The following is a 25,650-nucleotide window of genomic DNA, read 5'->3' as shown; positions in this document are numbered from 1 at the left end:
ATGGGTGAGGCAAAACGCCGGGCAAACGAGGCTGCTGCATCGATTACACCGCAACAGCGGGAGCTCGCTGAGCGCATCGACGCGCAGATGCAACGTTTCCAGGCCGCAGGGCTGGACGAAGCGGAGATCATGGCGGCAATGGTCGACCATATGCCTGACTTCCATCGCCTGATGACGGAGCTGGAAAACGCCGCCATCAATCTTCTGGCGCGTGAGTTTGCCGGCTTCTATCGCTATGCGAAAATCGTTGAAACGGTTGCCTCAGGTATTGCAACGGGGCAGATTCAGGTGCCCGGCAAGGAGCGAAGATTTGCCGACGAGCACCGGATCGCCGCCGCGATCGACCAGCGCGTGCGTCAACTTGAAGCAAACGGCATCCGCGGCGCAGCCCTGCTTGCGCATATGGCTGCCTATACGCCCGAGCTGCAACGGCTCTGGAACACCACCTCCAACGAACTGCTCGTGTCGCTGTGCCAGACGTACCCAGGCCTGTACCGCTATGGCGAGCTCTTCGAGCAGGCATGGCTCAAGGATGCCGGCAGGACAAAGTCCGGACAGGAGCTGCCTGATTCCATCAAGCCCACCGTCCTGCGCCTTCTCTCGGACGGCGCGACGCTCGAGCGCGAGTTCCAGACGATTCTCGATGCCCGTCCGCAGCGCGATCTCTGGGTGAAGGCCGAACTGCTGGAGCACACCTGGCAGCAGTGGACCACCTTGCTTGCGCAATTGCCTGCCCTGTTGCTGCAGGCCGATGTCCCGGAAGTCTCCCGGGAAACGATGCGCGCCATCTTTGAGCCCATGGCGCTGCGGATCGAAAACCTTCGCACCCAGGTTCAGCGCCCGTAAACCCGATACGTCCTCCCGAAAGCCTTGTCTGGCAGGAGGTACAGGGGGATTTTCCATTTATGGGCGTTGGGCACTTTTAGCCAAGATGCACCGCTACGGCACGATCGATTTTGGGTAGCGTCTTGGCCGCCGCACGCAGCGACGCGGGATCGTTCAGATCCGCGATCAGGGTCGTCAGGGCGCTGTGCATCGCGGCCGGCAGCGCATGCAGGCAAGCCTCAGCCGCCTCCCGCGAACGGAACACCGCAACGATGCGCCAATCGGCATGGGTGCGCAACCAGTCGCGGACGAAGCGCATGCCAAGCGCGCCACTGGCGCCCGTCACGATGAGCGTTAACATTTCAGCGCTCCGTGATAGACACTTGCACGTCTCGCCCGGCGAGTATCCGGTCGCGGATACCGTCTAACATCTGGCGGCTGTTCGCGCGTATCGCCCGCTCTCCAATTGGATGCAGTACGTCGGCCAGGGATGGAATGCCGATATCGAAGGTCACGTTAAGATCGACGTACAGGCCGTCTTCCCGTTCCACCAGCACCCATTCACCAAACCAGACTTCCAGGTCACCATCGGTCTGCTCGAACGTGATGCGTTCGTTCGGCACGAGCCGATCAAGTTCGGTCCAGGTCAGTTCGCTGCCGTTTAGCAGAACGCGCCATGTGCTGTGAATAGCTCCGCTGCCGTGCGGTGGTACGCTTACCTCCAGCACGTCGGCCATGAAGTCCGGATAGCGGGCGAAGTCTGACAGGATGGGCCATACGTCGGCGCACTTGACGTTACCGAGAAATACGCTGCTAGACACTTGAGGCATGAGCTGCTCCGTTAATGAGTCAGGCGGGAGGCGGCCAGCACCGCATCGCAGAACCTGTGCAGACCGTCTTCGAGATCCTGACGATCGATGGTGGCGCTTGGATACACGCGGAGCACGTTGGTGGCGCTTAGACAGAACGCGACCAGTACATTGCGGTGCGCAGCTTCGATCAACGCTTGCCCCACATGACGGTTCGACACGAACTCCACGCCGAGCATCAGTCCGCGTCCGCGAATTTCGGCTACCGCGGGACAATCCGACAAACGCTCGCGAAGAATGTGTTGCGCAAATTCGCCGAGCGTTGTGGTACGCGCACAAAATGAGGCCTCGCCGACGACCGATAGCACCGCTTGTGCAACCGCCCCAGCCAAGGCGCTTCCTGCGTATGACGACGCATGAACGACAGGATCCCGCGCGGGTGCGCCGAACTTCGTGGCGTCGTAGAGGGCTGCCGCCACGGGAAACAGTCCGCCGCCAAGGGTCTTGCCGAACACCACGATGTCGGCAGGTGAGCCACATATCAAGGTGCCGGCGCGACCGAGCCCGGACTGGATCTCATCATGGATCATGAACGCGTCGTGCTGGTGGCAGAGCGTTGCCAGTGCTTCGAGAAAATCCGGAGGCACTGGGCGGATGCCACCTTCGCCCTGGATAGGCTCGACGATCGCGGCGGCGATATCACCCTGCGCGAACGCCTCGCGCGCACCATCGAGATCACCTGCATCGATGAAAATCACGTCCTCGCCGTGTTGCAGCGCTTGATGCCCGCGATAGCCGTAGCTGATGGCGAGTGCGCCCGCAGTGCGTCCGTGGAATGCGAACTTCAACGCAAGAATCTTACGTTTCCCGGTCTGCATCCTAACGAGTTTCAATGCAGCCTCGACGACCTCCGAGCCGCTGTTGCCGAACAGCACGCCATTTCCCGCTCGACCGACGCAGCCTACCAGTTCCTCTGCCGCTCGAATGGCCGGTTCGTTCGCGAGAATCCGGCTGGACAGGCCGAGTTGGTCTAGCTGGCCACGCAACGCCGCGACCACCACGGGGTGCCGATGGCCGAGAAGATGCAAGCCGAACGAGCCAAAGTCGAGCCAACGGCGACCGGCGTCGTCGGTGATCCAGGCGCCATCCGCGAGCCGTTCAGCGGCGGTGAGTCCGGCCATTCGCAGCATCAAGCCTTGTTCACGGCCGAAGATTGCACCGTAACGTTCGGTGAACGAGGTCTTGCGGACGTCAGTGTCGGCGAAGCCTTGACGTGTATTCATAAGGACCTCATCAGCGGAGCGAGGAAGGCAGCGTCGCGGCCCGCGAGTCGGCACAATTTGTCCCAATTGCGCAAGGTACGCAGGACTTGGCCTTGGGTGTCAGGCAGCAGCGGGTTGAACAATTCACCAGGAAAAGCGGCAAGCAGCCCATTAAACAGATCGATCAGCGCCGCTGCATCAATGTGTTGTGCCAATTCGCCGGATTGCTGGCCGATGCCTATCCAGCGCGCCGGGTTATCGCACGCTGATGTCGTGACCTCCGCCACACCATATTCGGCGAACAATGGAAACTGATGCAGTTCGTCAGGTGGTGCGGCACCAGCTAAGCGGCAGTCGATATCGACCAGAAGTTCAGCGAGCTTGATGCGAAGCACATTCACCACCTCGAGGGAATTCGCGGCGCCTTCGAGATCCTCAATATACGACTGCAGTTCAGTCATCAGCATCCATGAAACCGACGCAAGGGTTTCGGCATGCATGGCACCATCATGGACGTGTCCGGTGGATAGCCGCGGAAACCAGCGACATGGCGGGGTAGCGTTGGGTGCCGAGATCATCGATGATTGCATTTTTTTCAAGGTGTCGAATCGGTGAGCGAAAAGCCAATTACGCCAACGCGTGCCCCTATAAGCAGGTGCCGCGCGACATCGGGCGTCGTTGCGCGCAGATCACGCGGATGCGTGGTAAGTGCGTCGGAAATATCGGCCGTGGGTAACAATGCGGCCCGACCATCCGATCGGAGTGTGAAAACACTTCCCGGCAAGAAAGGGGCGTTGCTCGTTGCGCGCAAGGCAGGACGTAATCTCGCATAGTCCACCTCATAGCCGAAATGGCTTTCCGCGAGATCGACTAGCTCGACTAATCGCTCTGCCAGTTGCTCGGTCAGGCCGGTCGTGCATGACGGGTAGATGGAGTCCCATAATGAATCGATCACGTCGACCAGGCGTACATTGCTCCAGATGCGCAGCGAATCCGTTGCCTGATGCCAGCGCAGTAATGTCCACTTCTTGTTTGACACTGTCCAGCCCGATTTGGATAACATCGCGTTCATCAGATACAGCAACGCGTTTGTCGCATATCCTGCTGCGGCCCTTGTTTCCTTGCAACGCAGTGCAAGTAACGCAAAGCCGGCACTTTGGCGAAATGCATCAAAACTCGCAATCGACCATGTGGCGCCGAGCGTGCCTTGCCATTCCAGATACGGCACACTGCCGTCTGTCGCAACGCCTGCAATGATTCGTTCGAGGTACTTGCGCGAGATCCGCTGTTTTTTGTCCCATTGGCGATAGACGCGCAGCATGTCGATTGGCAATTTTCCTTGTTGAACGGTGAGTTCATGGCACGCGGCCAGGACCTCGTCGCTCGCGAAGGCAACAACCTCCATATGGTGACCGTTGTGATAGACCTGCGAGGCCATCGCATCACTCGATTGCATCGCATCGGTGATGCAGATCAGATCGATATCGCTCGCGGCGTTGGCCACGCCATGCACGGGTGAGCTGGTGATTAACGTTAATTCGGCATCATCGTACTGACGCCGCACGACCGTGTCTAAATCGTCGAATGACAGATTTCGGGCCGCAAGAAACGCCTTGGCATTGCCCGAGTAAAACGCTGAATAGTTCATCGTGTTATCAATCGAAGAGCCAGATGATCAAAAGCCAGTGCGTTTAAAAACGCGCGTTGTGGACAGGAATGCGATGAAATCAGAGTTTAACGTTAAGGTATTCGTAAGTTATGCTGATATGAATATGTATCGAATAAAGCAGTGATCCAAGGGAAAACATAGACACGACGCATTCAATCTCTCCATTAAATCGGCACCGGTCTCGGCATTGCAATCTGACCCATTGACCACGTTTTGCACATGGCCTGGAATGTTGGCGCATTGGGAAATGCATGTCATGAAGCCGAATTCCTGGTGACGAGCTTTTCTCGCAAACACCATGCCAACCTCAAAGTGATTGGGTAGTGAATACTGTATGAGCGATTTCATTTCTTGAGTATTTCCGCCTAGCCTTCCACTGGAAGGCCATGTTGATAAAGGAAAATGAGGGGATATTAAGGATTGCGGATTCCTTGAAAATTACATCGGGTAACGAAATATATATATTAAGAATGAATAATTATACGTGCTGCATGATTGACTAGTTCGACTTTCAAAGCAGGCATTATCTTTTGCTTCAGTCGCACCGCATGAGTGCTGCCATGCACAATCGGATGACACGCAGATGTCGCTTGCACCAATTTGGGAATCTAATAATGGGTCTTGTATTACCGGATAGACCAGCGTTGCTGGATCGTTTGCGCGGAACGAAAAATGGCATGGAGCTTGCTGATCAGAAGCTTTCGAAAACGACGGGGAAACGGTGATGAGTCTTGACAGACATTTCAGTAGCGAAGCATCTGATACGTTCTATACGCTGGATAGCGCTTGGATCACCAGCAACGCAAGGCGCTTCGCCGAATCTTTTCCAGGCACGGTGCTGTATGCCGTCAAGGCCAATCCAATACCTCAGGTGCTCGCCGCTTTGGCGCGCGGCGGCATTTCTCATTTCGACGTAGCGTCCATGGGGGAGATCGTCGACGTTGCTCATCACGTGCCGGGCGCAACCCAATATCTGATGAATCCCGTCAAGTCACGAGCAGCAATTGATGTTGCCTATCGTACCTATGGACTACGATCGTTTGTGGTCGACAGCGAAGCAGAGTTACGCAAGGTGCGTGATGTTTTGCCTTCATCCGATAGCGATATAACCCTATACGTACGCTACGCTCCGTCTGAATCAGGTGCGGTATTCGACCTGCGGGGAAAGTTCGGCGCTACTACTGACGACGCCTCTGCGTTAGTTGATCTGGTGGAGTCGTCAACGCGCTGGGGGGTGGGGTTGTCGTTCCACGTGGGATCTCAGGCAATCCAGGATGCGCCATATATTACAGCACTCGAGGACGCCGAGCGTATTATTGCTCGGGGCCGGTCGCGCATTCGAAGTCTGGATATCGGCGGCGGCTTTCCTGGTGTGTATTTGAATAGCCGAAGTGACACCACAGACATACTCGCGAGCATTAGCCAGAGAATCGAAGCATCGTCCGCACTACGTTCACTTGATCTCCTATGTGAAGTGGGGCGAGGACTGGTTTACGGTGGCATGTCTTTGTTCGCACGGATACTGCTTAGGCGCGGGCAGGATATTTTTTGTGGCGCAGGTATTTTTGGTGGATTGTTATCTGCGCAGCAGTGGCTGCAGTTTCCAGTGCGTACCTGGCGTCACGGTGATATCTATGACACTGGCGGCAAGGCACAATTTCAAGTGTTTGGCCCCACATGCGACAGCATGGATCGCCTTGCGTTTCCTTATGGATTGCCGGACGATATCGAGGAGGGCGATTGGCTTGAGTTTCAGTCCGCTGGCGCTTATTCCGTATCCTTGCGAGCGCCATTCAACGGGTTTTATACCAACGATATCGTTCACGTCGGCCAATAGTTCGCCTGGCTTTACACCGGTCAGGAGATCAAGATCCATGTTTGCATATATCGCGTTATTGTTGGGCATTATTGCTGAGTCGACGGCTACCCTCGCGCTAAAAGAAAGTCAGGGATTTACGCGCTTGGGACCACTTCTCGTAGTGGTATGCGGGTACGGTTTTGCGATCGCGTGCTTAGGTAGCGCGCAGAAGGGATTGCCGATGTCATTGATTTCATCGGTGTGGTCCGGACTTGGGATTACCGTTGTGACTGCCGTAGCCGCGTTCCGATATCAGCAGTTGCCGAGCTTGGCGGCGTTGGGTGGAATCGCGCTGATCATCGTCGGAATTGTTATCGTCAATGTGTTCCCAGCATCTCACGGAACCTGAATGGCCCCAATATGATTGGAATGACCTTGATCCGTCCCAGTTCACGCATGCTGATTGTGATCCTCGCGGAACTGTCCATCATCGGCTCCCGACGCACATTTGCAGAAAAACATGATGCGCCGCGGAGCAGGACCAGACATCTCTAATCGGCTCAAACCAGATATTACTTATATGGTCGCCTCCCATTTGCAAAGCGATTTCGTTCTAGGCGAGGAGGGTAGTTGCGGACTTATATCCGGACTCTAACAAGCATTTTGCTTGTGGCCCCGATGGCATGCGCCGCAAAGGTCCTAATCTAAATAACGAGCTCGAAGCTCATGTAATGTCCCAGGTTTGCCTTTGCGCGGTCCAACCTATCTTGCCATCGATCGATAACGCCTCTGCAACTATGTAGAAGGTACGAAGAAAAGAATTGTGCGATGCGGTCAAGCTGCGATTGGCTCGTAACGTCGGTCATGGGCCAATAGGGCCCAGATAATCCGAGCCGCTTTATTAGCAAGTGCGACAGCCACGACATTCGTAGGGCGTCGCGCCAGAAGCTTTTGGGTCTGATCTGGCAGACGCTTCGCACAGGCAATCACGGATCGAGCGCCGTGAATCAACAGCGTGCGGAGATAGACGTCCCCACGTTTGCTAATGCCCCCAAGCCGGACTTTACCTCCCGTTCCGGTTTGTCGCGGGACGAGTCCCAAATAGGCCGCGAACTCCCTACCGGAGCGGAAGGTTTTTGCATCGCCAATCACCGCCACGGCTGCCGTCGCTGTCAATAGCCCGACCCCAGGGATTTCGGAAATGCGGCGACACGCTTCGTCGTTGCGTCGCCATTCGGTGATTCGCATTTCGATGCGGGCAACCTGTTCGTCAAGTAATGCTAATCGCCCAAGTTGTTCCTCGACGCTATCGAGCAACATTCTGGGGACATCAGCTTCCATTTCCGGAAGTTGATCTCTGATTGCCTTGATCGATGCACTGCGACCTGCCGGAAATATAAATCCAAACTCGTAGAGCAATCCACGAAGCTGATTTATCTGCATGACACGAATTCGCACCATCTGCTGGCGAATCCGGTGCAGCGCCAGAATAGATTGCTGATCGGCAGATTTCACGGCTACAAAGCGCATTCCGGGTCGTTGTGCGGCCTCCCAGATCGCCTCTGCATCGGCGGCATCATTTTTATTCGATTTGACATATGGCCGGACGAATTGTGCGGCGATCAATCGGACGTCGTGTCCGAACGCTCGTAATTTGCGTGCCCAATAGTGACTGCTACCACACGCCTCCATGACGACGCGGCAAGGTGTGCGATTCGAGAAGAAAGTCAATATCTGCTGCCGCTTCAAGACCTTGCGCTGGATGACGCTCGGTGAGCCTTCCACGAAATGCAACTGGAACACCGGCTTCGCCAAATCGATTGCGATAATCTCGTTCATTTTGCATCTCCTAGTGAAAGGCTTCTTATGCGGGTCAGGTCATGCTAGCACTGTGGCGCTGTCGATTCGTTAGGTTGGCACCTGGGATTGGCGGGAGGCGGCCATTCCATCTAAAAAGTTTCTACACCAGTGTCTAGGCTGAATTCAAATGTCGTACCTAGAAATTAATAGAAATGTCGGGCCTTAGTGCGGTTTTACCTTTCTATAGACTGCTTTTTTTCTGGGTTTTGCTGTCTGCTTTATCACAATCTGTTCAGGGCTTTGCCAGACTTTGGCAGTCTTCTCAATGGCTTCGTTGAGGTCCTCTTGCGTGATCGCACGCTGCTTTTTCAGGCCCGGTAGTGTACGTTTTGGATTGACCGCTTCGCCTCGATGCGTTCGCGACGGGGCGGTGCCGATGCGACGATTGTCGCGCTGTGCCTGCATCACTTGCGCAATGCGTAACGCGTGCCCCAGCCGCTTGTTGTCGATGATCGCCCCCTGATCGACGTTCGCGAGCCGATCGTAGCGTGTATAGGGCAGGGAGCATCCGGCCGCGCGGATCTCCACCTCGCCATCGGGAAACTCGAGCACATCGACGTAAGTGTGAATCAGCGAACGATTCAACGACGTATCATTCAACAGATACATCACGCGGTCGTACTGCACTGTGAGCGTATTGGTGACTTTACGCAGCACGCGCACTGTCAAGATTGAACGCAAGACCTCGTCATCGCGCATGGGACGATGAGCGTCATGCGGGCTTCTGGCCGGTTTGGCGAAACGCCGGTTGTAATCGGCAATGAAGGAGGGCGCATAAGCGTTGGCCGCTTCCTTCGTGCTGAGGCCCCGCAGGCGTAACTCCTTGACTAGCCGGTCCTGCAAGGTCAGATTGGCGCGCTCAACCCGGCCCTTGGCTTGGCTCGAATTGGCACACCAAGTGTCGATGTTGAGCTCGTAGCAGGCCCGACTGAACTGCGTAATGCCTTTGCCAAAGGTCTTTTCTGCATAGTTATTGGCGTTGACGCGAAACACTGAGTACTTGTCGCTATACAGGGCTTGAGGCTTACCGTGGGCCGTCAGATATTTCTGCAACGCCTCAAAATAGCTGAACGTCGATTCGGTCTCGGTAAAATGCAGCGTCATCAGCTTGCTCGTCGCGTCGTCGATAAACACCAGCAATGTGCAAGATGGCGCGCGATCCTCGAACCACAGATGGTCGCAGCCGTCGATCTGGATCAGCTCGCCCAAACACGCTCGGCGATTGCGCGGCTGATACACTTTCGGTGGGCGCTGTTTGCGCGGTATCCACAAGCCCGCCGCAGTCATTATCCGACGAACGGTCGCCACCGACAGGCCAAAGCCGTGCGCCTCGCGCAGCTTCTCGCAGGCAAAGGTTGGACCGAAGTCAGGATAGCGTTTGGCGATCAACGCAAGAGCGCGCTGCGCCACGCCAGGAGCCAATTGATGGTTGCTCGGACGAGCACGTTTGCGCGAGACTAAACCCGCCGGACCTTCGAGGCGATATCGCACGCACAAACGCTCGACCTGGCGCACGCTGAGTTCCAATTGCTCAGCAGCTCGCCATGGCATCAGCACGCCATCGATAACTGCCTGAATGACCTTGATCCGTCCCAGTTCACGCATGCTCATGGTGATCGATCCAGAATGGCTCATGGCGCGCTCCCAATGCAGATTGGCGGGAGCTTAGTTTGCGCCGAAGATCAACGTGGAGCGACGTTTCTAATGATCGCAAGTACGACACTACTACTAAACGCTAGCAACCAGTTTGGTTGATAATTAACGTTATGTTAAATTAAGTTCGGTATTTCCATGGTGCGCCTGGCCGAAGCGCACGCCCTCAGCGGCGGTGAAAGCTATATGTATCGTTACGAACAGGCATCGGCTGAGGCTCCATTTGAAGGGTTCGCGGTTCACGCCTCTGAGCTACCGATGGTGTGGATGAATTTCCGGGAGCCCTTCCTCTCAATGCTCTATCGTGAGACGCCCGCACTGGACGCCTTCGCCCGCATGATTCACGAGACCTGGGTGACCTTTATGCGAGATGGTAAGCCCTCCATAAGGCTCTGCCCTCCTGGCCCCGCTTCCAGCTGAGTCAGCTCTCCACTATGATGCTGGCGATGGATGGGGGCCGCGTTGCCGAAGATCCTGCGCACGATCAACGACGCCTGTGGGAAAGCATGCTTTAGGCTCTCTTCGGCATGCCGCTGAGACCGCTCTTGAGGGCCAGCAGTTGCTCCAGGGTCTGGTTTTCATGCTGCATGGTGTTTGACAGTTCGACGGCCAGAAATTCTATGAAAGCGCGTACTGCCGGCACCAGTCCGCGCCGCGAAGGAAACACAGCATGCAGCTGGTGCGCCGGGGCTCGGTACTCCGGCAAAACCACCGCCAGCGCCCCCTGTTCGATGGCAGAGCGGCAGACGTTGAAGGGCAACAGCGCCAAGCCCGCTCCGCCAATGGCAGCAGCCATCATCAGGTGCACGTCGTCGGTGACCAGTGCGGACACGTAATCGATTTCAGCCAGCGCATTCTCCTGCCCCATCAGACGCCAGCGCATTGGTTCGCCGGGCATACCTCCAGGCCCCAGTCCGCGCCGCCCCTGCAAGGATTCAGGTGTGTGGAAAGGCCCTCGCGCTGCAATGAAAGCAGGACTTGCGACGAGAAGCTGCTGGCTAGTGCCGAAGGTCCGTACTACCAAGTTGGAATCCTCAAGCGTGCTCCTGACTCGCATGGCCACATCGAAGCCTTCGCCGATCACATCCACGCGCCGGTTGCTCAGTTCCATTTCCAGCCGGACATCCGGATGAGTCGTGAGAAAGCGCGCCAGCAACGGTGCCAAAAAGATATGCGATACGCCCATCGGCGAACTTACGCGCAGCCGTCCGGCTGGCCGGGCACCCGCATGTTCGGTGACTTCGACGGCAGCGCGTGCGGCTTGGGTCATAGCCTCACAGTGGGTGAAGAAGGCAGAGCCGACATCCGTGACACGCACCACACGGGTGGAACGCTGCAGCAAGCGCACGCCCAGGCGCTGCTCCAACTCCGCCACGCGGCGGCTAATACGCGATTTAGGCAAATTCAACGCACGTGCCGCGGCAGAGAAGCTGCCGTGTACTACCACAGCAGCAAACAGGCCCAGATCGTTAAGGTCTTCCATCACTGTGTCCGCGAATTGAAAACCTGATTATAGGAGCGGTCACAGTTTGGGTCGCGACCGCACTGTCTCATCCGTAGAACAATGTGATGCAGTTTCGCTTACTAGTGCGCAGGTAGCCAGTCCGATATCGTAGGACCTGTCAGCTTAGTTACCGATTATATAAAAGACCCCGCTATGAAGATTCTCCATCTCGATTCCAGCATTCTCGGTGAAGCCTCGGCCTCGCGCGTGCTCAGCGCCGCGCTGGTCGAACAGTTGCACAGCCGCTTCCCGGACGCACAAATAACCCATCGCGATCTCGCTGCGGCACCGATCGCCCACCTCGACGGTGCAATCGCAGCCGGCTTCCGCCAGCCTGGAACGGTCGCCGCCGACGCCGCCGTACGCGCCGAACACGCCCTGTCCGAGACTCTGGTCAGCGAACTGCTGGACAGCGAAGTGATCGTGCTGGGCGTGCCGATGTACAACTTCTCCGTGCCTAGTCAGCTCAAGGCTTGGTTAGACCGTATCGCCCAGCCGGGGCGCACATTCCGTTACACCGAGAATGGACCGGTGGGTCTCTCCGGCGACAAGACCGTACTGGTCGCCTCTACCCGCGGCGGCATGTATTCCAGCGGGCCAGCCGGGGTAATGGATCACCAGGAATCGTATCTGAGAGCCTTCTTCGGCTTCATCGGCATCCAGCGCGTACACTTCGCGCGGGCCGAGTTGCTCACCAAAGGCGCCGAGCTGCGCAGCACCTCCATGCGCAATGCGCTCGATGGCGTGCCTGCGCTGGTGGCTGACTTGTTCCCGGCAGGAGGGAACTGATCGTGATCTTTTCCGTCATTCTCACATACCTGCGTCCCATCGATGAGGTCAACCAGCACCTCGGCACCCACAAGGCCTGGTTGGCCGAGAACCTCAAGGCAGGCCGCGTGATCCTAGCCGGGCCGCAGGACAATGCCGGTGGTGGCGTGGTTCTGGCTGCCTGCGCCGACCGGACCGAACTCGATGCCATGATGGCGCAGGATTCCTTTATCCGTCATGGGGTGGCCGCTTATGCCGCATACTCCTGTAAACCTGCGCTGGCATCGCTGAATTTTGCGTATCAGTGGGCACCCGAAGCCAAGTTCATCTGATCAACAAGGAGAGGATGATGCCTACAGGCAAGCGTTGGAAAACGGCGGGCCGGCTGCTCCGGGCGCTGGCGATGGGGATTGCCACTTTGAGCGTGGCGCACGCCCAAGCCCAGACCTCACCGCAGGAGGCAGCACATGGGGTCGATATCGTGCTGGTGCATGGTGCTTTCGTCGATGGCTCAAGCTGGTCGCGGGTAATCGCCCTCCTGCAACAGAGAGGCTATCGAGTAACGGCCGTGCAGAACCCGCTGAGTTCGCTGGCAGCAGACGTCAGCGCTACTCGCAAGGTGATTGAGCGTCAGCCGCATAAGGTTTTGCTGGTCGGCCATTCCTGGGGAGGTGCGGTGATATCCGAAGCAGGCAATGATCCACACGTAAAGGGACTGGTCTATCTCTCGGCACTCGCACCCGACTCGGGTGAAAGCGTGGCACAGCTCCTAAAGCGGCTTCAAGCTCCAATGGAGGGGCTCGCACCAGACTCCCATGGCCTTATCTGGCTGGATGATTCCCGAAGCTTCGGTCAAGTGATGGCCAATGATCTCACTACTGAGGAAGTGGCTCATCTCACTGCGGTGCAACAACCGATAGCTGCTGCCGCTTTTGGTGAACGCATCGGCCACGCCGCCTGGCACGACAAACCAGCTTGGTATTTGGTCACGGAAGACGATCACGCATTACCCACTGCTGTACAGCGCGCATTGGCCTCCGCGATGGGCGCTCAAGTGCGTTCTATCCGATCTAGCCACCTATCATTGCTGTCGCATCCAGAATTTGTCGCAGATCTGATAGAAACGGCGGCTCGGAACGTCGAATTGACCCCGTAAAGTCGGACTGACCTGCCTCCGTCATTAGTCTCCAACGGCTGTAGAGTCCGTCGTTAAAAAACCTTTCTGACAGTGCGCGGTGGCGAACTGTTCAGGCGTTAGATAACAAAGCGAACTATGTGGCCGCTCGGTGTTGTACTCGATGCGCCAGGCTTCGATGATTTGCCTGGCATGACGCATCGACGTGAACCAATGCTCATTCAGACATTCGTCTCGAAACTTGCCGTTGAAGCTCTCGATATACGCGTTCTCGACAGGCTTTCTTCGTCGAATGAACGACAGCGTGACACCTGCATCATAAGCCCAGGCATCAAGCACTTTCCCTGCAAATTCGGGCCCGTAGTAAATGCAGAATGGTGGTCAGCCAATCCCAGTGACTGGCATCCTTAGGTTTCTCGAGGACCACAGGAGGACACCGTGATGGCTGACACTTCCAATACTACGACTGACGTGCATTTCCTTGCAATCGATGTTGCAAAGCAATGGAACGCTGTGTTGATCGAAACCGCGACCGGTATGAAGCATCGCTTCAAGATGGCAAACTCCGCTCAGGATTTTGACCGGCTTATCCAATTCATTCAAAGCCTTGGAGGTCGGTGTAAAGGTGCACTGGAGCCGACCGGCGATTACCACCGCCCAATAGCTCATCGACTTTTGATGGCCGGTGTCGATCTTGTCAGTGTGTCTTCGGTCGCACAGGCTCGCTACCGCGAGGCCAAATTCAACTCATGGGATAAAAATGATCCCAAAGACGCCTCAGTGATTCTGGATATGCTGAAACACGGCATCGTGCAGCAATACGTTGACCCGATGATCGCTGGCAACCATGATCTGCAAGAGCTGTCCAAGACTTACTTCCAGATATCGAGGTTGCGAACACGCGTTCAGCATTCAATCATCAATCACCACGTCCCTCTGTACTTTCCGGAGATGTACAAGTACTGGAGCAGCAGCCGCAGTGAGTGGTGGATACGATTCATGCTGGAATTTCCGACGCCGGCTCATGTGCAACGGCTGACGCGAGAAGAGTTTGTAAAAGCGGCGTGGGACCTTGTCGGTCGCAAGGTCGAGAAGACCCAAAAACTAGGTGAAATCTGGGACATGTCACAACAGTCAGCTGCGCTGCCGCATCACCCAGACAGCCTAGCCGTAGAAACATTTCGACTGTCACTTCGGCAACTTCAGCACTTCAGCGAAGCGCGTACGAGTTTGGAGGAGCGTGCCGAAGCGGCATTATTGAACAATGCCGACTACGAACGTTTGCGAACGTTGCCAGGTATTGGTCCGATCATCGCACTTACCATTCTCGCGGAAGCGGGTGATTTGCGCCGATTCCGCCATTATCGGCAATTCCTGAAATATTGTGGCCTTGATCTGGCCAAGCATCAGTCTGGAACGGCACGAGGTCGTGAGCAGTTGTCCAAACGTGGAAACGCGAGACTGCGCTTGGCATTTTGGATGGCAGGCACTGTCGCAGTTCGCCTACGTGAGAATTCATTTAAAGATAAATACGATCGATATATCAAGTCCGATCCTGGCAACGCCGACTTAAAGCGCAAAGCCCTCACTGCTGTTTGCGCGAAGATGGCGCGAGTCGCACACGGAATGATTAAAACGAACCGTCCGTATCAGCGGTTCTTTGAACAAAGCTTACCCAGCGGATCGATCCCTCTCTGCAGGGCCGTTGAGGCACAGCAGCAAGTGACCTCGTAGATAATGATTGGACCTTCCGCTGGGCCCTTATGCTGTTTTAAGTAACGTGAAGATCGAGGTGCGGGCATCTCGAATCTTGTTTCTACTATGGTGAGCTGGGCGAGCCCGTTACAGAGCGGAAGACCGCTAGGAATGTTGCAGGACGCGCTCTTTTAAATGTGCGACGAGCGAAATCTCGCCGCCAGGGGATGCTGTAACTTTTTTGTCTGAGCCTATTGCATTTAGTACGTTGTCCACAGTGATAGATAACGGCAAGCCACGCATCTCGCAAAGCCTCTCCATTACCTGCCGTACCCGCAAGCCCGGCAACGACGTATCAACTTCGATCGCCAAACATTCTCGCGTGTAATCGTCGACCACGTTCAAGCTTCGCAAGCGCCGTCCATACGCTAGGCCATCCGATACAAAATCCATCGACCAGCTCTGGTTAGGGCCGCTGGGCACGGGCTTTTTGCACCCGCTCGACAGCCGCAATTCGTTTGCGCTTGCGTCGGTGAACGCTCAGGCCAGCGAGGCTGTACAGCCGCCATACTTTCTTATGGTTCGCAACCCAGCCTTCGCGTCGCAGAAGCGCGTGAATACGGCCATAGCCGTAGCGGCGCTTCACGGCAGCGATAGCGGTCATGCGTTCGTTCAAAGCCATATCGCTCTCGCGAGTCGACTTATAAAGAAACAAGGACCGGGAGATGCCAACCAGTGACCCTACCCCAGAAAATAGTCTCGTTGAAAACTAGAGAATCCGGCATTATTTGACTGGTCCGAACCGGGAAGAGATGCCATGAAGACGAGCAAGTTTACGGAGGCGCAAATTGCGTTTGCGCTGAAGCAGGCAGAGTTGGGCACGAAGGTGGATGAGGTGTGCCGCAAGCTGGGCATCAGCGAAGCGACGTTCTATAACTGGAAGAAGAAGTACGGCGGTCTCGGGCCATCCGAGTTGCGCCGGCTGCGCCAGTTAGAAGAAGAGAATACCAAGCTCAAACGCTTGGTGGCCGACCTGAGTTTGGACAAGACGATGTTGCAGGACGTTTTAGCAAAAAAGCTTTAAAGCCTTCGCGCAAGCGACTGCTCATCGACGAGTTGCGAGACCGGTATGGCGCGAGTTTGACGAAGGCCTGCGCACTGTTTCGGATGTCAGGCTCGCTGTACCGTTACAAGTCTGTGGCGCGCGACTCGTCGGCACTGTTGCTGCGAATAAAGGACATTGCAAAGACCCGAGTGCATTACGGATATCGACGGGTGCATGTTCTTTTACGGCGCGAAGGCTGGCCGGACAATCACAAACGGGTGTATCGACTGTATCAGGAAGAAGGCTTGTCGCTCAGGCTCAAACGGCCAAAGCGGAACAAGTCGGCACAGTTACGCCAACCCAAGCATCTGGTCACGGCGATGAATCAGATTTGGAGCATGGACTTCGTCGCCGACGCACTGTTCGATGGGCGCAAGCTTCGTGCATTGAGCGTTGTCGATAACTTCACGCGTGAAAGTTTGGCTATCGATGTCGCTCAGAGCTTGAAAGGGGAAGACGTCGTTCGCGTACTTAACCACATCGTTGCGTGGCGTGGATTGCCGGGGACTATCAAAATGGACAACGTACTAAATGCAATAGGCTCAGACAAAAAAGTTACAGCATCCCCTGGCGGCGAGATTTCGCTCGTCGCACATTTAAAAGAGCGCGTCCTGCAACATTCCTAGCGGTCTTCCGCTCTGTAACGGGCTCGCCCAGCTCACCATAGTAGAAACAAGATTCGAGATGCCCGCACCTCGATCTTCACGTTACTTAAAACAGCATAAGGGCCCAGCGGAAGGTCCAATCATTATCTACGAGGTCACTTGCTGCTGTGCCTCAACGGCCCTGCAGAGAGGGATCGATCCGCTGGGTAAGCTTTGTTCAAAGAACCGCTGATACGGACGGTTCGTTTTAATCATTCCGTGTGCGACTCGCGCCATCTTCGCGCAAACAGCAGTGAGGGCTTTGCGCTTTAAGTCGGCGTTGCCAGGATCGGACTTGATATATCGATCGTATTTATCTTTAAATGAATTCTCACGTAGGCGAACTGCGACAGTGCCTGCCATCCAAAATGCCAAGCGCAGTCTCGCGTTTCCACGTTTGGACAACTGCTCACGACCTCGTGCCGTTCCAGACTGATGCTTGGCCAGATCAAGGCCACAATATTTCAGGAATTGCCGATAATGGCGGAATCGGCGCAAATCACCCGCTTCCGCGAGAATGGTAAGTGCGATGATCGGACCAATACCTGGCAACGTTCGCAAACGTTCGTAGTCGGCATTGTTCAATAATGCCGCTTCGGCACGCTCCTCCAAACTCGTACGCGCTTCGTTGAAGTGCTGAAGTTGCCGAAGTGACAGTCGAAATGTTTCTACGGCTAGGCTGTCTGGGTGATGCGGCAGCGCAGCTGACTGTTGTGACATGTCCCAGATTTCACCTAGTTTTTGGGTCTTCTCGACCTTGCGACCGACAAGGTCCCACGCCGCTTTTACAAACTCTTCTCGCGTCAGCCGTTGCACATGAGCCGGCGTCGGAAATTCCAGCATGAATCGTATCCACCACTCACTGCGGCTGCTGCTCCAGTACTTGTACATCTCCGGAAAGTACAGAGGGACGTGGTGATTGATGATTGAATGCTGAACGCGTGTTCGCAACCTCGATATCTGGAAGTAAGTCTTGGACAGCTCTTGCAGATCATGGTTGCCAGCGATCATCGGGTCAACGTATTGCTGCACGATGCCGTGTTTCAGCATATCCAGAATCACTGAGGCGTCTTTGGGATCATTTTTATCCCATGAGTTGAATTTGGCCTCGCGGTAGCGAGCCTGTGCGACCGAAGACACACTGACAAGATCGACACCGGCCATCAAAAGTCGATGAGCTATTGGGCGGTGGTAATCGCCGGTCGGCTCCAGTGCACCTTTACACCGACCTCCAAGGCTTTGAATGAATTGGATAAGCCGGTCAAAATCCTGAGCGGAGTTTGCCATCTTGAAGCGATGCTTCATACCGGTCGCGGTTTCGATCAACACAGCGTTCCATTGCTTTGCAACATCGATTGCAAGGAAATGCACGTCAGTCGTAGTATTGGAAGTGTCAGCCATCACGGTGTCCTCCTGTGGTCCTCGAGAAACCTAAGGATGCCAGTCACTGGGATTGGCTGACCACCATTCTGCATTTACTACGGCAGCGAGTTCATTTCGAAGGTGATGGACAAATGGGCATACGAGAATAATGTTGAACTCGACTTCAGCCGACCTGGCAAGCCGACCGATAACGCCAAGTGTGAAAGCTTCAATGGCCGTCTTCGGCAGGAGTGTCTAAATGCCCATTGGTTCTTGTCGCTGGACGACGCCAAGAGCAAAATCGAAGCGTGGCGAAGGGATTATAATGAGTGTCGTCCCCACTCTGCATTGCAGTGGGCGACACCTGCCGAATTCGCCCGCCAGGCGCGGGAAACGGCGTTGTCAGAGGTAACCGCAAAGCCGGATTTCTCTACTTCTGAGCGGGGCGGATTCAACCGGTCACTGCAACACCCCGATATTGATTGTTATAAAATCTGAGGTGTTGTTATGGCGGGCATATTTGGCCCGATGACGGATGCACGTAAGACCCGTATCTGGACTTTATGGCGAGGCGGCATTCCGATGAGCGAGATTGCGCGGGACATCGCAAAACCACCGGCGACGGTGTATTCGTACTTGCTTTACCACGGCGGGATTGAGCCTCGACAGCATATTCGCAGGCAGGGCAGTTTATCGCTGGAAGAGCGAGAGACTATTTCTCGGGAACTAGCGAGCGGTGCGAGCATGCGATCAATCGCTAAGAGCTTGAATCGGTCCGCCTCGACGATATCGCGCGAGATATCGCGTAACGGCGGCATTACTCGGTATCGCGCCTGCCATGCAGAGGCTGCTTTCTTCAAGCGATGTAAGCGGCCTAAATCGTTGTTGTTACGCCGGTATCCGAAGCTGTGTCGACAGGTTATCGCGTTGCTGAAGCAGGATTGGTCGCCTGAGCAGATTTCGGGCTGGCTGAGACAGGAAAATGGGACCGGTGTTGGCATGAGTATTTCGCACGAGACGATCTACAAGTCCCTTTTTATTCAAACGCGTGGCGTATTGCGTGAAGAATTAAAAAAGCATCTTCGTATGAAGCGTATGTTCCGGCGTGCCAGAAACCACCAGACGCCGAGTCGCGGGAACATTCAAGGAGCGGTTTCAATTCGGGAGCGTCCAGCTGAAATTGAAGATCGCGCGATACCCGGTCACTGGGAAGGTGATTTGATCGTCGGTTCGCTGAACAGCGCGATCGCAACAATTGTTGAGCGACATTCTCGATTTACGCTGTTATGCAAGGTAAAGAACAAAGGCGCACTCACCGTGATAGAGGCTCTTGCCGGACAGATGCACAAACTACCCCGAGAGTTATCGAAGAGTCTTACCTGGGACAGAGGTCAGGAACTGTCTGCGCATAAGGCGTTCTCACTTGCCACTGATATGGCGGTCTACTTCTGTGACCCCAGCAGCCCCTGGCAGCGCGGCACGAACGAGAATACTAACGGACTGCTGCGTCAGTATTTCCCGAAAGGCACTTGTCTTTCGGGCTTCTCGCAGAAGGAGTTAGACAAGATTGCGGAAAAGCTGAACACGAGACCCAGAAAAACCTTGAAGTTCAAAACCCCGGCACAGGTTCTTCAAGCCGCGTTGCAGTGACCGGTTGAATCCGCCGGGACTAATTCCGGGGTAGGGTCACATTTGGAACGGACTCTACATCATTCGCGTACTAATCGCGGGGAGCAGGTCAAACAGGTTTTTCGCACGTCAAGGAAGATGTATTGACGAGAATTACGTGCAATCATTTTTTATGAATCTTTTGCGTTTCACCCTAGATGTTCAGGTCGGATCTTCCAGAAAATTCGCATAAGATTCACATTGGTTTTGAAAATTTTACGTCTCTTCCCAGTAGTTCAATAAGGTCAAAGATGTGCCACCGCTCTGCACAGTGGTCTACCTTGCCTTCACCGAGATGATTGCTTTTGCCGAGACACGCCCGCAGCACGGATCATTATGCGCAGGATACTAATCTACCCCTGGCCAATGACCGGCAGTGCGAGCGCAAATTCGATTATGCGTTTTCTGAGCCATGCATGAGCGGGGTCGTGGTCGAGATGGCGTGGCCATACGAGCGTCTCGACAATTCTTGGCATACCGAGCGGCACGTCTCGCACGACAACCGGCAAGTATCGAGCGAAATGTGCTGCCAGCCGGCCGTACATGGTGGCTGTGCGTTGCGTTCCAACAATGAGATGCCCAAGTGTACTGAAGTTATCGACAGTTGCTTCAATACGCCGTTCCTGCCCGTAATGCTGTTTGAACCAATCCTCAAAAGCCACGGCCCGGGAATCCCCAAACCGGACGGCGACATGTCCGAGGCCAAGATAGTCGTTTATATCCATTTGACTTTCGGCCATTGCGTGCCCCGACCATAGCAGGCACACATGCTCATCATCGAACACCACTTGTTGGGGATGGGAGAGCATAGTGGCGTATTGCTGAGGCACGAACAGCAAATCAATCATTGCCCTATCTAGTGACTCCTCCAACCCGGGTGGCGGATTTCGAATGTCCAGTGTCACGCCGGGCGCTTCTTTTGCGAGTTCCTGCATCAGTGCAGCCAACAACACGATGGTGACGTAATCTGACGCGCCAATACGGAAACTGCACCGTGCACGGGCTGGGTCAAAACTTGAGCGATAGGAAAGGGTCACCCTCGCCTCGTTCAACGTGTCTCGAACTGGCTGAAGAAGGGTTTTTCCTAATGGACTTAGCACCAGTCCGCGACCAACGGGAACAAGCAATTCATCGTCGAAATAATCACGGAGCCTTGCTAATGCAGCACTGGCTGCCGATTGTCCCACATGCATGCGGGCGGCGGCATGCGTGACGTTGCACTCTTCGAGTAAGGCTTCGAGCGCAATAAGAAGATTAAGGTCGAAGCGATCCAAGCGCATTGAGGACAAGAAAGCTAAAAAGAAAAACGTTAGAACCTAGCGGCAGCACCTCAAACGGAGGTATCGATGCTGTCGATGCCAGTGACCAATACGATTGGTTTCCCATTATAGACCGCCATCCCTAATATGACTCTTATAAAGCGTCCGGGGTCCCGTCGTAGCGGACATCGAACTAAAAACAAGCGTTGTACGTGATTGGAGACAAGCATGACTACCCCGGACACCCTCGGCGGGCGATTCACCTTAACCATAGCGCATGTCGTAGGCATGATCGATATGGTTGCGCTGCCTATCTGGGTTGGCACACTGATGCAGTACAACCATTTCAGGCCGGCTCAAGCGGGTTTTGTCGTTACGCTATTTCTTCTCGGCGCATTAACCACGAGTATTTTATGTGCGCCACTGTTCAACCGACTGCCCCGCCGCTGGGCAGCGGCCGGCGGGTTTGGCATATCAGCCGCAAGTTTTGCCCTCGCCGCCCACTACTCCATCGCGTCGAACAGTTTCGCAATGATTGCCGCCTTCCATATTTTCGCTGGATTTGGGGTAGGCACGGCCCTTTCCCTCACGGATGGGAGCATCGGACGAAGTGCGAATCCTCATCGACTTTTTGGCATCGTCAATGTGATGCTTGGTTTGTCCGCATTGCTGTTCTTGGGTATTGTTTCAAAGTGGGTTGCAAGCGGTGGTTCCCCTGTCCTTTTCACGGTCTTCGCAATAATGATGGCCTGCGCGGCAACCGCAGTTCTTTTGGCATTCCCAACGGTACTCCCTAGGGACGACGATGCGAAGCAATTGCGGTTAGAGCGTATACCACCAGCAGTCTGGTTGCTAGTCGGGGTAGTGATATGCATCACGTTGACGCAGGCCATGGTGTTTAGCTTCATGGAGAGGGTCGGCATCTCTAAAGGCTTCACCGCGCAACAAGTGCACCTTGTACTGGTTTCACTAGGATTCGCCAACTTGCTACCGGGATTCCTGGCGGCCGCTTTGCAGCGGCGCATCAACCCGCTAGCAGTCGGCATGATCGGACCGCTAGCGCAAGCCACGCTCGCTGTCATCTTGTCGCAGAGTACCAGCTTCTGGCCCTACGCGGTTGCGTCCGTGATCTTCGTGCCGGTGCTGATTTTCACCCACACGTTTCTCTTCGGCCTCATCACCCGTCTCGATACAACTGGACGAACCGCGGCAGCGACGCCAGCAATGACAATGGCAGGAGCTTGTATCGGACCAGCATTCGGCGGAGTTATCGTTCAAGCGATCGGATATACCGGCCTTGGGATGGCAGCTTGTCTACTTTCGTTCGTGGCGATCGTGCTGATGGTTCTCGTCCGCCATAACATTCGCAACAAAACTGCGCAGCTGGTACGCGTGCAAGTTTGAATACCTGCTGGCAAACACCAACCAGCGACGTGCTTTTGTATTAGCGCGGAATCTTCTTATCACACGACTATTACCTGATACGACTAAGGAAAGTGCATCATGGATTCGCAGAAAACAAACCCCATCCGTTTCCCCGACGACGTCGTGTTTCAGGGCTACGCGGCGCCTGTTCGCATAGAAGCCGATGTCTATGATTTAGAAGTAATTGGGCAGATCCCAACAGCGCTAAACGGCGCCTTTTTCCGCAACAGTGCGGACCATTGTTATCCACCTCTTCTAGGCAAGGATATTTTTCTGAACGGAGACGGCATGGTGCATTGCGTCCGATTTGAAAATGGACATGCGGATCTGAAAACCCGTTTTGTTCGAACTGAAAAATTTCGGCTTGAAAGACTGGCAAGGCGCGCCCTTTTCGGCGCTTATCGCAATCCTTACACCGATGATCCGAAAGTTTTCGGCCGTGATAACAATACGGCGAACACCTCTATCTTGTGGCATCACGGTAAGCTGTATGCGCTCAAAGAGTCCGGGCGGCCATATGAGCTTGATCCGAACACCCTGGATACATTGGGCGAGCGGGACTTTAACGGTGCGTTAAAGAGTCGAACCTTTACGGCACATCCTAAGGTCGATCCGCAAACAGGCGAATGCATTGCTTTTGGATACAACACCGAAGGCGTTCCGGATAACTGGATCGAAGTCTATACAATCGATCCCGACGGGATACTCGCACGCACCGAGCGGTTTCAAGCGCCATATTGTTCTATGGTTCACGATGTACTCGTATCGCGTAATTACATCGCGTTTGTGATCTGCCCGATGACCAGTGAACTCGAGAGAATCAAGCGTGGAGAACCTTACTGGCATTGGGACAATACAAAAAGCACGTTCGTAGCGGTGATCCCACGTAAAGAAGGGGTCAGCGCTATCCGATGGTTCAAAAGTTCAAGACGGGTTTTCCAGACGCATACTTTTAATGCGTGGGAAGAAGATGGCCCGCATGGTGTTCGCCTGCATCTTGAACACTTCATCACGGAGTCGGGCTGGCTTAGTCAGTTCCCTGACCTGTACGATCCCGCCGCTGAAGAGAAGCCACCGTTCGGCGAGCGCTGGACGCTGGAACTTGGACTTCCGGGAGATCACTTCGAGACAACACGTTTTATCCAGCACATTGGTGAAATGCCGGTGGTTGATCCGCGTTACGCTATGCGAAAAACACGCCACTATTGGTTTGGAACAAGCAACCCGGCTCTGGGCCCCATGCTGCCGTGGGGGCCCAAAGGGCCGCCATTCACCTGTCTAGGGTACTTGGATAACGAGGTTGGAAAACTTGATTTTTGGTATGCCGGCCCGGACGCATCACCTGAAGAACCGCATTTCGTACCTCGTAGCCCGGACGCCGTGGAGGGAGACGGCTGGCTGCTCAGCATGGTGGGCCGGCGTGCCGAGAATCGCACTGATTTGGTAATCCTGGATGCGTTGCGACTCGGTGCCGGCCCGGTTGCAACCATAAGGTTCCCCTGTCGGGTGCATGAAGGATTTCACGGACTTTGGGTTAGCGCTTCGGCGCTTGGCTGGTAAAACGCAACCCTACGCATTTCTCACTCCATGAAGCGCTGGGTGCTTCTTAGGCGCAGCATCACGCTTGAGCCTTGAGAAAACTCCGAAAACGGCAGATATGGATTGCTTTCCGTCAATGAACTTGGAAAAGCATTTACTTCATAGATGTATAACACAGACAGAATATGAGATCGATTGTTCAGATGTTCGTTAGTGGCCAAAATAGAGGGGCAAGCAACGGTGCTACTTTCGAGCGTCGCAACCCGTTAGATGGTGAGCTAGCCTCGTTGGCCCCGGCAGCCACGCTGGAGGATGCGACAGCCGCGGTACAGGCCGCCTCCTCGGCATTTCCCGCATGGGCAGCACTAGGCGTACGTGAGAGGCGTATGTTGCTGCTCACCGCTGCGGATGTGTTGAAATCATATACATCAGATTTTACGGCGGCAATGGCCGCCGAGACAGGGGCCTCGAATCAGTGGGCTTCGTTCAACGTGGAACTCGCTGCTGAAATAATGCGTGAGGCGGCGGCACTCGTTACCCGAATTGATGGACAAGTTATCCCGTCTGATACGCATGGTTGCCTCTCCATGGCAATACGCCAGCCAGCAGGTGTCGTTCTGGGCATCGCGCCGTGGAATGCTCCCGTGATACTTGGCGTACGAGCGCTAGCCACACCGCTTGCATGCGGCAATACGGTAGTCCTAAAAGGAAGCGAACTGTGCCCAGCAACGCATAGCCTAATCGTTCAGGCATTACATCAGGCCGGGTTTCCTGCCGGTGTCGTGAACTTTCTAACGAATGCACCATCGGATGCTGGTGCGATCGTGGAAAAGATGGTGGCGGATCCGGCGGTTCGCCGGGTGAATTTCACGGGGTCGACCCACGTGGGCCGTCTTGTAGCGCAAATCTGTGCGCGATATCTCAAGCCAAGCGTTCTCGAACTGGGTGGAAAAGCGCCTGCGTTAATACTGGACGATGCCGACTTGGACAACGCCGTGGAAGCAATCGCCTTCGGTGCTTTTGCAAATTCAGGCCAAGTATGCATGTCCACCGAGCGCATTATCGTGGATGAGTCGATCGCGGAATCGTTCATAGCAAAACTTCGCGATCGCGTTTCCACGTTACCGATAGGTGATCCACGTCACGAGACCGTCGTACTTGGTTCAGTCGTGGACAATGCTACCGTGTACCGATGCAACGAACTTATTAGTGATGCACTTGATAACGGCGCGAAGTTGGTATGCGGCGGCATGTCTGAGACGACCCTCATGCAAGCCACGTTACTCGACCGCGTCACGCCAGCTATGAGAATCTTTCATGAGGAAACGTTTGGACCCGTCAAGGCCATCGTACGTGTTAACAGTGAGAAAGCGGCGATCGCATGCGCGAACGATACTAAGATGGGATTGTCTTCGGCCGTCTTCAGCCGTGACGTTGCCCGCGCCTTGCGGGTCGCTCGCCGGCTTCGAACTGGCATTTGCCACATTAACGGCCCAACCGTTCAAGACGAGGCGCAAGTACCGTTTGGCGGTATAAACGACTCTGGTTGGGGTCACTTCGGAGGGCAGGCAGGCATCGACGCCTTCACGGATCTACGTTGGATGACGGTAAAAAACACGACGGGAGACAACGTTTTCTGACCTATCGAACACCGTTCATGCATATCGATT

General features: G+C 55.1%; 24 protein-coding genes and 3 pseudogenes. 14 read left to right on the top strand and 13 right to left on the bottom strand.

The window, feature by feature from the left end:
* Entirely contained in the window at nt 1-846 is an 846-nt protein-coding gene (locus SJQ66_RS08370) for a hypothetical protein (protein WP_320533719.1), read from the top strand.
* 76 nt (nt 847-922) lie between these two features.
* Here the strand turns inward: SJQ66_RS08370 and SJQ66_RS08365 are convergent, their stop codons facing one another.
* The 5 genes from SJQ66_RS08365 to SJQ66_RS08345 all read right to left on the bottom strand — a co-directional run bounded on the left by SJQ66_RS08365 (nt 923) and on the right by SJQ66_RS08345 (nt 4,544).
* On the bottom strand, nt 923-1,186 hold the full coding sequence (locus tag SJQ66_RS08365) for a KR domain-containing protein (protein ID WP_320533940.1): 264 nt from the start codon (nt 1,184-1,186) through the stop codon (nt 923-925).
* Between the two features lies 1 nt (nt 1,187).
* A complete protein-coding gene (locus SJQ66_RS08360) occupies nt 1,188-1,655 on the bottom strand; it encodes a type II toxin-antitoxin system RatA family toxin (RefSeq protein ID WP_024905386.1) in 468 nt (155 codons plus the stop codon).
* Nucleotides 1,656-1,666: 11 nt separating this feature from the next.
* A complete protein-coding gene (locus SJQ66_RS08355) occupies nt 1,667-2,917 on the bottom strand; it encodes an aspartate aminotransferase family protein (protein ID WP_253466053.1) in 1,251 nt (416 codons plus the stop codon).
* Nucleotides 2,914-3,396: a DUF6031 family protein gene (locus SJQ66_RS08350; RefSeq protein WP_244141684.1), complete on the bottom strand. Its 483-nt coding sequence runs from the start codon at nt 3,394-3,396 to the stop codon at nt 2,914-2,916. The genes SJQ66_RS08355 and SJQ66_RS08350 overlap by 4 nt, the downstream gene beginning before the upstream one ends.
* Nucleotides 3,397-3,491: 95 nt before the next feature.
* Nucleotides 3,492-4,544, bottom strand: a complete 1,053-nt coding sequence (locus SJQ66_RS08345) for a DUF6001 family protein (protein ID WP_253466050.1) — start codon at nt 4,542-4,544, stop codon at nt 3,492-3,494.
* A gap of 745 nt (nt 4,545-5,289) precedes the next feature.
* Here SJQ66_RS08345 and SJQ66_RS08340 point away from each other — a divergent pair.
* Nucleotides 5,290-6,402: a type III PLP-dependent enzyme domain-containing protein gene (locus SJQ66_RS08340; protein WP_024905382.1), complete on the top strand. Its 1,113-nt coding sequence runs from the start codon at nt 5,290-5,292 to the stop codon at nt 6,400-6,402.
* A gap of 37 nt (nt 6,403-6,439) precedes the next feature.
* Nucleotides 6,440-6,772 (top strand): DMT family transporter, encoded by a 333-nt coding sequence (locus tag SJQ66_RS08335; RefSeq protein ID WP_024905381.1) that lies wholly within the window; start codon nt 6,440-6,442, stop codon nt 6,770-6,772.
* Nucleotides 6,773-7,197: 425 nt separating this feature from the next.
* Here the strand turns inward: SJQ66_RS08335 and SJQ66_RS08330 are convergent, their stop codons facing one another.
* Nucleotides 7,198-8,202: an IS110 family RNA-guided transposase gene (locus SJQ66_RS08330; RefSeq protein ID WP_320533939.1), complete on the bottom strand. Its 1,005-nt coding sequence runs from the start codon at nt 8,200-8,202 to the stop codon at nt 7,198-7,200.
* A gap of 183 nt (nt 8,203-8,385) precedes the next feature.
* The gene (locus SJQ66_RS08325; protein ID WP_320533938.1) at nt 8,386-9,858 is read right to left on the bottom strand and encodes an ISNCY family transposase; all 1,473 of its coding nucleotides are present in this window, start codon (nt 9,856-9,858) and stop codon (nt 8,386-8,388) included.
* Between the two features lie 156 nt (nt 9,859-10,014).
* On the opposite strand from SJQ66_RS08325, the gene SJQ66_RS08320 reads away from it, so the two are divergent.
* Nucleotides 10,015-10,296, top strand: coding sequence for a carboxylesterase family protein (locus SJQ66_RS08320; protein ID WP_024906162.1), 282 nt, complete (start codon nt 10,015-10,017; stop codon nt 10,294-10,296).
* A gap of 91 nt (nt 10,297-10,387) precedes the next feature.
* On the opposite strand, the gene SJQ66_RS08315 is transcribed toward SJQ66_RS08320, so the two are convergent.
* Nucleotides 10,388-11,359: a LysR substrate-binding domain-containing protein gene (locus tag SJQ66_RS08315; RefSeq protein WP_046154445.1), complete on the bottom strand. Its 972-nt coding sequence runs from the start codon at nt 11,357-11,359 to the stop codon at nt 10,388-10,390.
* A 174-nt stretch (nt 11,360-11,533) separates the two neighbouring features.
* On the opposite strand from SJQ66_RS08315, the gene SJQ66_RS08310 reads away from it, so the two are divergent.
* Genes SJQ66_RS08310 through SJQ66_RS08300 form a run of 3 tightly spaced genes read left to right on the top strand, consistent with a single transcriptional unit; the run spans nt 11,534 to nt 13,304 of the window.
* Entirely contained in the window at nt 11,534-12,169 is a 636-nt protein-coding gene (locus SJQ66_RS08310; RefSeq protein ID WP_320533937.1) for an FMN-dependent NADH-azoreductase, read from the top strand.
* Between the two features lie 2 nt (nt 12,170-12,171).
* The gene (locus SJQ66_RS08305; RefSeq protein WP_320533936.1) at nt 12,172-12,480 is read left to right on the top strand and encodes a YciI family protein; all 309 of its coding nucleotides are present in this window, start codon (nt 12,172-12,174) and stop codon (nt 12,478-12,480) included.
* A gap of 14 nt (nt 12,481-12,494) precedes the next feature.
* Nucleotides 12,495-13,304 (top strand): alpha/beta hydrolase, encoded by an 810-nt coding sequence (locus SJQ66_RS08300; RefSeq protein ID WP_024906261.1) that lies wholly within the window; start codon nt 12,495-12,497, stop codon nt 13,302-13,304.
* 24 nt (nt 13,305-13,328) lie between these two features.
* On the opposite strand, the pseudogene SJQ66_RS08295 reads toward SJQ66_RS08300, so the two are convergent.
* Nucleotides 13,329-13,643, bottom strand: a pseudogene (locus tag SJQ66_RS08295) (integrase core domain-containing protein); the annotation flags it as partial.
* An 81-nt stretch (nt 13,644-13,724) separates the two neighbouring features.
* Here SJQ66_RS08295 and SJQ66_RS08290 point away from each other — a divergent pair.
* Nucleotides 13,725-15,017: an IS110 family RNA-guided transposase gene (locus SJQ66_RS08290; RefSeq protein WP_320533935.1), complete on the top strand. Its 1,293-nt coding sequence runs from the start codon at nt 13,725-13,727 to the stop codon at nt 15,015-15,017.
* Nucleotides 15,018-15,143: 126 nt separating this feature from the next.
* On the opposite strand, the gene SJQ66_RS29630 is transcribed toward SJQ66_RS08290, so the two are convergent.
* Both SJQ66_RS29630 and SJQ66_RS08285 read right to left on the bottom strand, forming a co-directional pair.
* Nucleotides 15,144-15,431: a DDE-type integrase/transposase/recombinase gene (locus SJQ66_RS29630; RefSeq protein ID WP_407691469.1), complete on the bottom strand. Its 288-nt coding sequence runs from the start codon at nt 15,429-15,431 to the stop codon at nt 15,144-15,146.
* 13 nt (nt 15,432-15,444) lie between these two features.
* Nucleotides 15,445-15,660 (bottom strand): IS3 family transposase, encoded by a 216-nt coding sequence (locus SJQ66_RS08285; RefSeq protein ID WP_082103266.1) that lies wholly within the window; start codon nt 15,658-15,660, stop codon nt 15,445-15,447.
* 135 nt (nt 15,661-15,795) lie between these two features.
* Here SJQ66_RS08285 and SJQ66_RS08280 point away from each other — a divergent pair.
* A pseudogene (locus SJQ66_RS08280) lies at nt 15,796-16,607 on the top strand (IS3 family transposase); the annotation flags it as partial.
* Between the two features lie 228 nt (nt 16,608-16,835).
* Here SJQ66_RS08280 and SJQ66_RS08275 read toward each other — a convergent pair.
* Nucleotides 16,836-18,128, bottom strand: a complete 1,293-nt coding sequence (locus tag SJQ66_RS08275) for an IS110 family RNA-guided transposase (protein WP_046154612.1) — start codon at nt 18,126-18,128, stop codon at nt 16,836-16,838.
* An 81-nt stretch (nt 18,129-18,209) separates the two neighbouring features.
* Here SJQ66_RS08275 and SJQ66_RS08270 point away from each other — a divergent pair.
* Nucleotides 18,210-18,473: pseudogene (locus SJQ66_RS08270) on the top strand (integrase core domain-containing protein); the annotation flags it as partial.
* A 123-nt stretch (nt 18,474-18,596) separates the two neighbouring features.
* Entirely contained in the window at nt 18,597-19,739 is a 1,143-nt protein-coding gene (locus SJQ66_RS08265) for an IS30 family transposase (RefSeq protein ID WP_320533934.1), read from the top strand.
* Nucleotides 19,740-20,110: 371 nt separating this feature from the next.
* Here SJQ66_RS08265 and SJQ66_RS08260 read toward each other — a convergent pair whose 3' ends face one another.
* On the bottom strand, nt 20,111-21,031 hold the full coding sequence (locus tag SJQ66_RS08260) for a LysR substrate-binding domain-containing protein (RefSeq protein WP_186303521.1): 921 nt from the start codon (nt 21,029-21,031) through the stop codon (nt 20,111-20,113).
* Between the two features lie 213 nt (nt 21,032-21,244).
* On the opposite strand from SJQ66_RS08260, the gene SJQ66_RS08255 reads away from it, so the two are divergent.
* The 3 genes from SJQ66_RS08255 to SJQ66_RS08245 all read left to right on the top strand — a co-directional run bounded on the left by SJQ66_RS08255 (nt 21,245) and on the right by SJQ66_RS08245 (nt 25,620).
* A complete protein-coding gene (locus tag SJQ66_RS08255; RefSeq protein WP_024903122.1) occupies nt 21,245-22,420 on the top strand; it encodes an MFS transporter in 1,176 nt (391 codons plus the stop codon).
* A 99-nt stretch (nt 22,421-22,519) separates the two neighbouring features.
* Complete coding sequence (locus SJQ66_RS08250; protein WP_253463804.1) at nt 22,520-24,001, top strand: carotenoid oxygenase family protein; 1,482 nt, start codon at nt 22,520-22,522, stop codon at nt 23,999-24,001.
* 182 nt (nt 24,002-24,183) lie between these two features.
* Entirely contained in the window at nt 24,184-25,620 is a 1,437-nt protein-coding gene (locus SJQ66_RS08245) for an aldehyde dehydrogenase (RefSeq protein ID WP_082102638.1), read from the top strand.
* Nucleotides 25,621-25,650: the final 30 nt, after the last annotated feature.

Source organism: Robbsia andropogonis, from assembly GCF_034047095.1.
Classification (GTDB): Bacteria; Pseudomonadota; Gammaproteobacteria; order Burkholderiales; family Burkholderiaceae; genus Robbsia; species Robbsia andropogonis.
This window is presented reverse-complemented; position numbering and strand designations above follow the sequence as displayed.

Bases quoted from the DNA above. Each gene is read 5' to 3' on its own strand.
- SJQ66_RS08370 (WP_320533719.1), top strand. From the start codon at position 1: ATGGGTGAGGCAAAACGCCGGGCAAACGAGGCTGCTGCATCGATTACA.
- SJQ66_RS08365 (WP_320533940.1), bottom strand. From the start codon at position 1,186: ATGTTAACGCTCATCGTGACGGGCGCCAGTGGCGCGCTTGGCATGCGC.
- SJQ66_RS08360 (WP_024905386.1), bottom strand. From the start codon at position 1,655: ATGCCTCAAGTGTCTAGCAGCGTATTTCTCGGTAACGTCAAGTGCGCC.
- SJQ66_RS08355 (WP_253466053.1), bottom strand. From the start codon at position 2,917: ATGAATACACGTCAAGGCTTCGCCGACACTGACGTCCGCAAGACCTCG.
- SJQ66_RS08350 (WP_244141684.1), bottom strand. From the start codon at position 3,396: ATGCATGCCGAAACCCTTGCGTCGGTTTCATGGATGCTGATGACTGAA.
- SJQ66_RS08345 (WP_253466050.1), bottom strand. From the start codon at position 4,544: ATGAACTATTCAGCGTTTTACTCGGGCAATGCCAAGGCGTTTCTTGCG.
- SJQ66_RS08340 (WP_024905382.1), top strand. From the start codon at position 5,290: ATGAGTCTTGACAGACATTTCAGTAGCGAAGCATCTGATACGTTCTAT.
- SJQ66_RS08335 (WP_024905381.1), top strand. From the start codon at position 6,440: ATGTTTGCATATATCGCGTTATTGTTGGGCATTATTGCTGAGTCGACG.
- SJQ66_RS08330 (WP_320533939.1), bottom strand. From the start codon at position 8,202: ATGAACGAGATTATCGCAATCGATTTGGCGAAGCCGGTGTTCCAGTTG.
- SJQ66_RS08325 (WP_320533938.1), bottom strand. From the start codon at position 9,858: ATGAGCCATTCTGGATCGATCACCATGAGCATGCGTGAACTGGGACGG.
- SJQ66_RS08320 (WP_024906162.1), top strand. From the start codon at position 10,015: ATGGTGCGCCTGGCCGAAGCGCACGCCCTCAGCGGCGGTGAAAGCTAT.
- SJQ66_RS08315 (WP_046154445.1), bottom strand. From the start codon at position 11,359: ATGGAAGACCTTAACGATCTGGGCCTGTTTGCTGCTGTGGTAGTACAC.
- SJQ66_RS08310 (WP_320533937.1), top strand. From the start codon at position 11,534: ATGAAGATTCTCCATCTCGATTCCAGCATTCTCGGTGAAGCCTCGGCC.
- SJQ66_RS08300 (WP_024906261.1), top strand. From the start codon at position 12,495: ATGATGCCTACAGGCAAGCGTTGGAAAACGGCGGGCCGGCTGCTCCGG.
- SJQ66_RS08290 (WP_320533935.1), top strand. From the start codon at position 13,725: ATGGCTGACACTTCCAATACTACGACTGACGTGCATTTCCTTGCAATC.
- SJQ66_RS29630 (WP_407691469.1), bottom strand. From the start codon at position 15,431: ATGGATTTTGTATCGGATGGCCTAGCGTATGGACGGCGCTTGCGAAGC.
- SJQ66_RS08285 (WP_082103266.1), bottom strand. From the start codon at position 15,660: ATGGCTTTGAACGAACGCATGACCGCTATCGCTGCCGTGAAGCGCCGC.
- SJQ66_RS08275 (WP_046154612.1), bottom strand. From the start codon at position 18,128: ATGGCTGACACTTCCAATACTACGACTGACGTGCATTTCCTTGCAATC.
- SJQ66_RS08265 (WP_320533934.1), top strand. From the start codon at position 18,597: ATGGCGGGCATATTTGGCCCGATGACGGATGCACGTAAGACCCGTATC.
- SJQ66_RS08255 (WP_024903122.1), top strand. From the start codon at position 21,245: ATGACTACCCCGGACACCCTCGGCGGGCGATTCACCTTAACCATAGCG.
- SJQ66_RS08250 (WP_253463804.1), top strand. From the start codon at position 22,520: ATGGATTCGCAGAAAACAAACCCCATCCGTTTCCCCGACGACGTCGTG.
- SJQ66_RS08245 (WP_082102638.1), top strand. From the start codon at position 24,184: ATGTTCGTTAGTGGCCAAAATAGAGGGGCAAGCAACGGTGCTACTTTC.